This window comes from Bacteroidota bacterium (genome assembly GCA_038746285.1).
In the GTDB taxonomy this organism is placed as follows: Bacteria; Bacteroidota; Rhodothermia; order Rhodothermales; family JANQRZ01; genus JANQRZ01.
In genome coordinates this window covers 1-9,264 of record JBCDKT010000086.1, presented here as the reverse complement: position 1 = coordinate 9,264, position 9,264 = coordinate 1, and the positions used below count along the sequence as shown (strand labels likewise).

At 69.2% G+C, this 9,264-nt stretch carries 8 protein-coding genes and 1 tRNA gene; 5 read left to right on the top strand and 4 right to left on the bottom strand.

The genetic code is table 11. The features are described 5' to 3' along the window. Together AAGI91_17055 and AAGI91_17050 are read left to right on the top strand one after the other, a co-directional pair. A partial coding sequence (locus AAGI91_17055) for a T9SS type A sorting domain-containing protein (protein MEM1044319.1) occupies positions 1 to 1,123 on the top strand: 1,123 nt, incomplete at its 5' end. A gap of 134 nt (positions 1,124 to 1,257) precedes the next feature. Continuing rightward, positions 1,258 to 2,238 carry an acetamidase/formamidase family protein gene (locus AAGI91_17050; protein MEM1044318.1) on the top strand — a complete coding sequence of 327 codons (981 nt, stop codon included), beginning with the start codon at positions 1,258 to 1,260 and terminating at the stop codon, positions 2,236 to 2,238. A gap of 13 nt (positions 2,239 to 2,251) precedes the next feature. Here the strand turns inward: AAGI91_17050 and AAGI91_17045 are convergent. Further along, positions 2,252 to 2,324, bottom strand: a tRNA-Arg gene (locus AAGI91_17045). Between the two features lie 129 nt (positions 2,325 to 2,453). Here AAGI91_17045 and AAGI91_17040 point away from each other — a divergent pair. Then, positions 2,454 to 3,794 (top strand): MFS transporter, encoded by a 1,341-nt coding sequence (locus AAGI91_17040; protein ID MEM1044317.1) that lies wholly within the window; start codon positions 2,454 to 2,456, stop codon positions 3,792 to 3,794. Positions 3,795 to 3,837: 43 nt separating this feature from the next. Beyond that, complete coding sequence (locus tag AAGI91_17035; protein MEM1044316.1) at positions 3,838 to 4,962, top strand: Nif3-like dinuclear metal center hexameric protein; 1,125 nt, start codon at positions 3,838 to 3,840, stop codon at positions 4,960 to 4,962. Between the two features lie 12 nt (positions 4,963 to 4,974). On the opposite strand, the gene AAGI91_17030 is transcribed toward AAGI91_17035, so the two are convergent. From AAGI91_17030 to AAGI91_17020, 3 genes are all read right to left on the bottom strand, one after another. After that, a complete protein-coding gene (locus tag AAGI91_17030; protein ID MEM1044315.1) occupies positions 4,975 to 6,618 on the bottom strand; it encodes an FAD-dependent oxidoreductase in 1,644 nt (547 codons plus the stop codon). Positions 6,619 to 6,701: 83 nt separating this feature from the next. Then, positions 6,702 to 7,898 (bottom strand): glycine C-acetyltransferase, encoded by a 1,197-nt coding sequence (kbl, locus tag AAGI91_17025; protein ID MEM1044314.1) that lies wholly within the window; start codon positions 7,896 to 7,898, stop codon positions 6,702 to 6,704. A gap of 17 nt (positions 7,899 to 7,915) precedes the next feature. Beyond that, entirely contained in the window at positions 7,916 to 8,869 is a 954-nt protein-coding gene (locus AAGI91_17020; GenBank protein ID MEM1044313.1) for an NAD-dependent epimerase/dehydratase family protein, read from the bottom strand. Positions 8,870 to 9,101: 232 nt separating this feature from the next. On the opposite strand from AAGI91_17020, the gene eno reads away from it, so the two are divergent. Beyond that, positions 9,102 to 9,264: phosphopyruvate hydratase (gene eno / locus AAGI91_17015; GenBank protein MEM1044312.1), on the top strand; the 163-nt coding region annotated here is incomplete at its 3' end.

Genomic DNA, 9,264 nt, shown 5'->3' with positions numbered 1-9,264 from the left:
GATCTTCGACTCGGCCAACCCCACCGGCGGTGACGACGACCTGCTCACCCCCGGCACCGGCGTCGGCAACGACACCGCGCTGGGCAACGTGCTGATCATCTCCGAGGACGCCGACAGCTCCGACCCCGACGACAATGGTGGGGGCGGGACGATCATCTTCTCCTTCGAGCAGGAGGTCACCGTTGCCTCGGTCGGCATCCTCGACATCGACGTGAGTGAGGCGGCTGACATCACGGCCTTCGACGGCGACGGCAACGTGATCACGATGACCTCGGCCGATGCCCTGGGCGACAACAGCGCGCAGACGGTCACGGTCGATGCCGACGGCGTGCGCCGCCTGGAGATCGCGTTCTCCTCCACCGGTGCCGTCACGAGCCTCGACTTCGAGTGCCCGGACACGATCTGCGAGGACTTCGACGTGGACCTCATGCCGATCGGCAGCACGACCGTCCCGGCAGAGGGTGGCTTCATCGAGTTCAAGGTGACCGTCACCAACAACGACGACAACGACGTCTGCCCCGTCCAGGGCTGGCTGATCGAGGAGCTGCCGAACGGGAACGTCCAGAACCCGGCGCGCGGCCCCATTGACATCACCCTGGCCCCGGGCGAGATGTTCATGCGGACGCTCAAGTTCCGCATCGGGCCGGGCGCGCAGGCAGGCGACTACTTCTGCAGCGGTGCCATCGGCCTCTTCCCGGACGTGATCGCGCGGAACGGCTTCGTCTGGACGAAGCTCGAAGGCGGTGGCTTCCGCGGTACCGGCTCCGGCGGCGACATCGTCCTGCTTGACGCGGCCACGAACCTCCCCGTCGACGACATCGACTGGCTCAAGGCCCCGGTCGCAACCAGCACGGCGACGCCGCAGGCCACGTCGCTCGGCAGCTACCCGAACCCGTTCCACAGCGCCACGACGGTGGAGTACACGGTCACGGAGTCGAGCCCGGTAACGCTCCAGGTCTACGACCTCACCGGCCGCGTCGTCGCGACGCTCGTCGAGGGGCTCCAGGAAGCCGGCACGCACCGCGTCGCATTCGACGGGCGCGACCTCGCGGCGGGCACCTACCTCTACCGACTCCAGGTCGGTGACGAGACCCGCACGCACCGCGTGGTGCTGACGAAGTAGCCACACCCTCTGGACCTGCCTCCAGCGAAGCGCCCCGGCCTGAGCCCTCAGGTCGGGGCGCTCTCTTTTTGAACACTCTGCCTCGGTCTCGCCCGCTGACCGATCTTGGAAGGTACCCACCAACCCACCTCGCCATGCCTCGCCCTGGACTCCTCGCCCTCCTCTGCTGCCTGCTCGCTCCCTCCGCCCTCGCCCAAAACACGCCGACGCCTGACTTCCGGCTGACGAAGGACCAGACGCACAACCGGTTCAGCAGCGCGATCCCGCCCGCGCTGACGGTCCCGTCCGGCGCGGTCATCGAGGCCTACACCGAGGACGCCTCCGACGAACAGATCACGGCGACCTCCACCGTCGAGGCCGTCACGAACCTCGACTTCGACCCGATCCACCCGCTCACGGGGCCCGTCTACGTCGAGGGAGCGCTGCCGGGCGACGTGCTCGCGGTCACGCTGCACGAGATCGAACTCGGGGCCTACGGATGGACCGCCGTCGTGCCCGGCTTCGGATACCTCGCCGACGAGTTTCCCGAGCCGTACCTCAAGACGTTCACCTTCGGGGAGGGGCAGACCGTCGCCCGCTTCAGCGACGGTATTTCGGTCCCGCTCGCCCCGTTCCCCGGCGTGATGGGCGTGGCCCCGGCGACGGACGAGATGCTCTCGACCATCCCGCCGCGCGCCAACGGCGGCAACATGGACGATCCGCACCTCGTCGAGGGCACGACGGTCTACTTCCCTGTTTTCGTCGAGGGCGCGCTGTTCTCGATTGGCGACGCGCACGCGGCGCAGGGAGCGGGCGAGGTCTGCGGCACCGCCATCGAGGCCCCGATGCGGATCGTCTACGAGGTCAACGTGCTCAAGGGCGGGCGCTCGATCCCCGAGCCGGAGTACGAGACCGAGGCCTACTACGCCGTCACCGCCTTCGCCGAGACCCTCGACGAGGCCTCGAAGAAGGCGACGCGCTACATGATCGGCTACCTCGTCGCCGAGCGCGGCCTCGACCGCTACGACGCCTACGCGCTCGTCTCGCTCGCAGGAGACCTCAAGATCGCCGAGGTCGTCGACGTGCCCCACGTCCTAGTGGCGATGCACCTGCCGAAGGCCGTCTTCGGCGAGTAGGCTTTTCCGCCTGCGCCCTCGGGAGGATTCGAACCTCCGACCTGCGGTTTAGGAAACCGACGCTCTTTCCCCTGAGCTACGAGGGCAGGCCATGAAGATAGCTCTCCTCGAAGATAGCTCTCTTCGGCACACGGTGGAAATAACACGAGTGGCTGCACACAGCAGTGCGCCGTGCCCTAGCTTGGGCGCTCCGCCGCCTTCCCCTGCCGCGCCTCATGCCTGCCGCTCGCCTCGACCGCCGCGCCGTCTGGGCGTGGTCGCTCTACGACTTCGCCAACTCGTCGTTCACGACGCTCGTCGTGACATTCATCTACGGCACCTACTTCACTGGTTACATGGTGCTCGCCCCGGACAGCGCGGGGGCGCTCGTGCCGGACCCCGAACGCGGCACCGTCCTGTGGTCGCGCGGCGTGGCGATCACGGCGATCTGCGTCGCCCTCCTCTCCCCCTTCCTCGGGGCGCTCGCCGACCGGAGCGGGTCCCGCAAGCGGTTCCTCGTCGGGACGACCACGGTCTGCGTCGCCGGGACGGCGATGCTGTTTTTCGCCGAGCCGGGCGAGGTGGCGCAGGCGCTCTTCTGGTTCATCCTCGCCAACATCGCCTTCGAGATGGGGGCGGTGTTCTACAACGCCTACCTCCCCGAGATCGCCCCGCCGGAGGCGATAGGCCGCGTCTCGGGCTACGGGTGGGCGCTGGGCTACGTCGGCGGCCTGCTGTGCATGGCACTTGCGCTCGTCGTCTTCGTCCAGGCTGAGGTCCCGCCGTTCGGGCTCAACCCGGCCACCGGCGAGCACGTCCGGGCGACGAACCTCCTCGTCGCGGCGTGGTTCGCGCTCTTCAGTGTGCCGACGTTCCTCGTCCTCCGCGAGGTGGCAGCCGAGGACAAGCCGCGCGCCGGGGCGCTCCTCAAGGCGAGCTTCGGCGAGCTGCGGGAGACGGCGCGCGAGTTGGGGCGCTTCCGCGAGATCGTCCGCCTGCTCGTCGCCCGGCTGTTCTACAACGACGGCTTGGTGACGCTCATCGCCTTCGGCGGCATCTACGCCCAGGGCACGCTCGGCTTCACGATCGAGGAGGTGCTTCTCTTCGGGATCGTGCTCAACGTTATGGCCGGCCTCGGCGCGTTCGGGTTCGGCTTCCTCGACGACAAGCTCGGCGGGCGGACGGTGATCTTCATCTCGCTCGCGCTCCTCACCGTCGCCTCCCTCCTGGCGATCCTCACGACGAGCAAAGCCATTTTCTGGGTCTCCGGCATCTTGGTCGGCATCGCCATTGGTCCGAACCAGGCGTCGAGCCGGTCGCTGCTGGGCCGGTTCGTGCCGGACGACAAGGAGACGGAGTTCTTCGGCTTCTTCGCGTTCTCCGGCAAGGCGACGGCGTTCATCGGCCCCCTCATGCTCGGCGTGCTGACCGACGTCTTCGGCACGCAGCGCGCCGGGGTCTCGATTGTGCTCGTGCTCTTCGCCATCGGCGCGGTGATCCTGACGCGCGTCGATGAAGCCGAGGGCATCCGCCTGTCCGGTCGAGGATCGGGAAGCCGAGCGTCTGATGTAGCTTGAATCACCCTATTCATCGTTTGCCGCTTCCAACTCGTCACTCGAAATGCTCGTCCGCGATATCGCCGCCGCGCTCGAACGCTGGGCACCGCCCGGCTCGAAGCTGTCCTACGACCACGTCGGCCTCCAGGTCGGCGACCCCAGCGCAGAGGTGCAGTCGGTGCTCGTCGCGCTCGACCTTACCCCGGCCGTCGTGAGCGAGGCCGAGGCGATGGAGGCCGACCTCATCGTCACCCACCACCCGCTCCTCTTTCGCCCACTCAAGCGCCTCATCCCGACAGACTTCGTGAGCGGGCTGGCCTACCGGCTGGCACAGTCGGGGATCGCCTACTACGCCGTCCATACCAACCTCGACGCCGCGCCGGGTGGGGTCTCGTTCGCGCTTGCCGAGCACCTCGGGCTGGGCGACGTACGCTTCCTCGACCCGATGACGGAGGCGCTCACGAAGCTCGTCACGTTCGCTCCGCCGGACCACGCTGACGCCGTCCGGGCGGCGCTCGCCGCAGCAGGGGCTGGGCAGATCGGGGGCTACACTGCATGCGCGTTCACCTCAGCCGGCACCGGCCACTTCCGACCAGGCGACGGCACGGACCCGCACACCGGGGCACCCGGCGAGCTGGAGTCGGCCGACGAGGTGCGGATCGAAGCCGAGGTGGCGCGGTGGGACGTTTCGCGCGTCGTCGCGGCGCTCAAGCGGGCGCATCCGTACGAGGAGGTCGCGTACGACCTCTACCCCGTCGCGCAGCCCTCGACACGAGCCGGACTCGGGGCTATCGGCACGCTCGCAGGAACGATGTCACTCGACGCCGTCCTCGGTGTCGTGGCGGACAAGCTGGCGGCGGCGTCGCTGCGCTACGTCGGCGCGCCCGAAGCCGCCGTTGAGACCGTCGCGGTGTGCGGCGGCGCGGGGTCGTCGCTCGTCGGGAACGCCCTCGCGGCGGGGGCCGATGCGTTCGTGACGGCGGACGTCACCTACCACACCTTCTTCCAGCCCCTCGCCCCGGGCGGCACGCCGCGGATGGCGCTCATCGACGCCGGGCACTACGAGACCGAGTGGATCACCGAGCACCTCCTCGTCGGCTGGCTGTCGGAGCGTTTTCCGGGCCTCGACGTGCGTGCGACCGAGCACCGGACGAGCCCGATGCAGACGTTCGTCCGGGCGGACGGGTGAAGACTGACCGGGTCAGGCGTCTACCGTCTCCAGGTCGTAGGCTGCGTTCTGGTGCTCAAGGCGTGCCAGCAAGTCCACGCCTTCGCGGACCTCGTCGGCCGTCGGCGTCTCGCCGGCGAGGATGAGCCCGCGGAGGGCAGTCATCTCGCGGTCGCGCCCGACGCCGGCAGCGGCGAGCACCTGACTGTCTTTGAGGTAGTAGGCGATGAAGCGTTTCTCGCCCAGGTCGCCGTCGATGTGAACGGCGTCCCAGCCTTCGGCGTGGCCGAGGTAACGGACGTTGGTCCCGAACTGGCCGGACCAGAAGAACGGGATGCTCTCGTACCGAACGGCCTGCCCGGCCATGTTGCGCGCGGCGATGCGGCCGTGCTGCTGCGCGAGCTGCCAGTGCTCGATGCGGACGCGCTCGCCGGTCTGCGGGTTCGGAAACTGCGCGATGTCGCCCGCTACCCAGAGGTCGCTGCCGGCCGCGAGGTGCGCGTCGGCGATCACCCCGCCGTCGTCGCCGAGCGTGACGCCCTCGAGGAAATCCGTCGCGGGTACGACGCCGATCCCGACCACGACGAGATCGCCCTCAGCCGTCTGGCCGTCTTCGGTTCGGACGGCGAAGCCGGCGTCGGTCTGCTCGATGGCTTCGACGCCCGAGCCGAGGCAGAAGGTGACCCCGTTCTCCTCGTGGATCTGCTGGAAGAGGCCGCCCACCTCCTCGCCGAGCACGTTCTCGAACGGCACCTGGCTCGTCGAGACGACCGTCACGGCGAGGCCGCGCTTGGTCAGGCTCGCGGCAGCCTCCATCCCGATGAAGCCGGAGCCGATCACCACCGCACGCTCGGCCCCTTCGGCGCGCTCGGCGATCCGGTCGGCGTCGGCGGCCGTGCGGAGTGTGAAGACGCCGTCGGCGTCGGCCCCCGGTACGCCGAGCGTGCGCGGCGTCCCGCCGGTGGCGACGAGCGCCTTGTCGTACCGGAGCGGCTCGGCACCCTCGAAGTAGATCGTCTTCTCGGATGCGTCGAGCCGGGTGACGGTCCGGCCGCGCAGGACCTCGATCTCGTACGCGTCGAAGAAGGCGTCGTCTCGGAGCGGGAGGGCATCGCTTCCGGCGTCGCCGCTGAGGTAGCCCTTGCTGAGCATCGTTCGGTCGTAGGGCGCGGCGTCCTCCTTCGTCACGAGCACGAGGCGGCCGCCGAACCCGGCCTGGCGCAGCGCCTCGGCCGCCGCCTGACCTGCCGCGCCGCCGCCGACGATGGCGAACGTCGGCGTGCGTTCTTCGCAAGCCTGGCAGACGAACGCGGGCGTCTCCCCCTCGCTCTCGCGGTAGGTCGCCCCCTCCGGCGTCGTCTCCGCTCCCTCGGGCACGCGGACAAACACGGCGTCGCCTTCGACGCGGGCGTGGTAGCGGCTAAGCCCGTCGAGCGCGGGCGGGGTGGCGAGCGCGCCCGTCGTGACGTCGAACTCGGCCTGGTGCCAGGGGCAGACGACGAAGCGGCCGTGGAGCGCGCCGTTGGCGAGCGGCGCGCCGTAGTGGGTGCAGCGGGCACCGCAGGCGTAGAACCGGCCGTCGACGCGCGAGACGAGGACCTCGGTGTCGCCGACGGTGGCGGTCATCATCTCGCCGTCGGCGAGGTCGTGGACGGACGCAATGCGGGCTTCGGGCATAGCAGATCGGGAGAAAGGCGTAAGGAGAGATGCGTGCCGTCTAACGCACCCACTCCCGTCCCTGATCCGCAGGCCCGGTCTTGCTACACCACGCCGTGCCGCTTGCCGACCTTTGTGAACGCGGCGATGCAGCGGTCGAGGTGGGCGCGCGTGTGGGCGGCCGAGACCTGGACGCGGATGCGTGCCTCGCCCCTCGGCACGACGGGGAACGAGAAGCCGATGACGTAGATACCCTCGTCGAGGAGGTCGGCGGCGACGCCCTGGGCGAGCTTGGCGTCGTAGAGCATGATCGGGACGATGGGGTGCTCGCCGGGTTTGATGTCGAACCCGGCAGCGGTCATCTGGTCGCGGAAGTAGCGCGTGTTGTCTTCGAGCGTCTGCCGGAGGTCCGCGGTCTCCTCCAGCCGGTCGAGGACGCGGATCGAGGCGTAGACAATCGCCGGAGCGACGGTGTTGGAGAAGAGGTAGGGCCGCGAGCGCTGCCGGAGCAGGTCGACGACCTCCTGGCTGGCGACCGTGAACCCGCCCGAGGCTCCGCCGAGCGCCTTGCCGAGCGTGCTCGTGATGATGTCGACCTTGTCGAGCACGCCCCGGTACTCGGCCGCGCCCCGACCCGTCGGGCCGAAGAAGCCGGTCGAGTGGCACTCGTCGACGTGGACGAGCGCGTCGTACCGCTCGGCGAGGGCGCAGATCTCGTCGAGCTTGGCAATCGCGCCGTCCATCGAGAAGACGCCGTCGGTCGTAATCATGCGGACCTTGGCGTCCTGGCTGTCCTTCAGCGCGTCTTCGAGCTCGCCCATGTCGCCGTGCGCGAAGCGGTAGCGGGCCGCCTTGCAGAGCCGGACGCCGTCGATGATGCTCGCGTGGTTGAGCGCGTCGGAGATCACGGCGCACTCCTTGTCGAGGAGGGTCTCGAACAGTCCGGCGTTGGCGTCGAAGCAGGCGGCGTAGAGGATCGCGTCGTCCTTGCCGTGGTAGGCGGCGAGGCGCTGCTCCAGCTCTTTGTGGATCGTCTGGGTACCGCAGATGAACCGGACGGAGGCGAGCCCGAAGCCGTATTTCTCGATCCCCTCCTGCGCGGCGCGGATGAGGTCGGGGTCGTTGGCGAGGCCGAGGTAGTTGTTGGCGCAGAAGTTCAGCACCTCGGCGGCGTGCCCGTTCTGGCCGACCTGGATGTCGGCGTCCTGCTGCGAGGTGATGACGCGCTCCTCTTTGTAGAGGCCCGCCTCGCGGATGTCGTCGAGGATGTCGCGGTAGAGCGTCGTGGCAGTGTCGGACATAGGGAGTAGCGGTTGGGTTACGAAGGCTCAGCGACGCTGAGCTGGGCAGCGAGGTGCTCGATCATGTCGTCCACCATCCGGTCGAGGTCGAAGGCGGGCTGCCAGCCCCAGTCGGCGCGGGCCTGGCGGTCGTCGATGCTGGCGGGCCACGAGTCGGCGATGGCCTGGCGGAAGTCGGGATGGTACGCGACCTTGAAGCTCGGGAAGCGCTTCCGAAGCGCCGCGGCGAGTGCCTCGGCGGAGAAGCTGAAGGCCGTGATGTTGTACGAGGTGCGGACGCTTATCGCATCCGCATCGGCGTCCATCAGGTCGATGGTGGCACGCACGGCGTCGGGCATGTACATCATCGGGAGCCGCGTGTCCGGGCGGAGGAAGCAGATGTACGGCTCGTCCCGGAGCGCGGCGTAGAACATCTCGACGGCGTAGTCCGTCGTCCCGCCACCGGGCTTGGCGGCGTAGCTGATGAGGCCGGGGTAGCGGAGGCTCCGCACGTCGACGCCGTCCTGCCGGAAGGCGTAGCGGCAGAGCAGCTCGCCCGAGACTTTGGTGACTCCGTACATCGTGACCGGGTCGAGCGGGCCGGCCTGCGGCGTGTCCTCGCGCGGCGTCGCCGGCCCGAAGGCGGCGATCGACGAGGGCCAGAAGACGCGGAGGCCGTGCCCGCGCGCGACGCGGAGCACGTTGCGCAGGCCCTCGACGTTGACCGACCACGCGAGATCGGGCTTCCGCTCGCCCGTGGCCGAGAGCAGGCTGGCGAGGTGGTACACCGTCTCGACGTCGTGCGTGCGGACGAGCGAGGCGAGCCGGTCGCGGTCCTGCACGTCGAGCGTTTCGTAGAGCGCGTCGCCGCCGTTGGGGAGCGGGTGGAGGTCGGTCTCGAGGACGGCGTCGCGGCCATGCCGGCGGCGGAGCTCGGCCACGAGATCGCTGCCGATTTGGCCTCGGGCTCCCGTAACGAGGATCGTACCCACGGAGTCGATGTGTTGATGAGCGGAGGACGGGGTCGGGCGTACGCGCGGCGGGGGTGGCGGGTCCGCGCCCTCGGACGATACCGCACCCGCCCCGTCCGAAGCAAGCCGCGGCGAGCCTCGGTGTCGTAGCTTTCGCCCGCGCCTCACCTCCCTCAGGTCCGGGCGACCCTGCGTGGTCACCCCTACGTGCGCTAGGCGAAACCTGTCCTCTGTCTTCTGTCCTCTGAACCTCATGTCCCGCATCCAGTCCGTCATCGCCCGCCAGATCCTCGACAGCCGGGGCAACCCCACCGTCGAGGTCGACGTCATCACGAACGAGGGCGTGCTCGGCCGCGCCGCCGTCCCGAGCGGGGCCTCCACCGGCGAGCACGAAGCCGTCGAACTCCGCGACGGCG

What these genes read in the sequence shown, in the direction of transcription:
- AAGI91_17030 (MEM1044315.1), bottom strand. Translation starts at nt 6,618, where the DNA reads ATGCCCGAAGCCCGCATTGCGTCCGTCCACGACCTCGCCGACGGCGAG.
- kbl (MEM1044314.1), bottom strand. Translation starts at nt 7,898, where the DNA reads ATGTCCGACACTGCCACGACGCTCTACCGCGACATCCTCGACGACATC.
- AAGI91_17050 (MEM1044318.1), top strand. Translation starts at nt 1,258, where the DNA reads ATGCCTCGCCCTGGACTCCTCGCCCTCCTCTGCTGCCTGCTCGCTCCC.
- AAGI91_17035 (MEM1044316.1), top strand. Translation starts at nt 3,838, where the DNA reads ATGCTCGTCCGCGATATCGCCGCCGCGCTCGAACGCTGGGCACCGCCC.
- AAGI91_17040 (MEM1044317.1), top strand. Translation starts at nt 2,454, where the DNA reads ATGCCTGCCGCTCGCCTCGACCGCCGCGCCGTCTGGGCGTGGTCGCTC.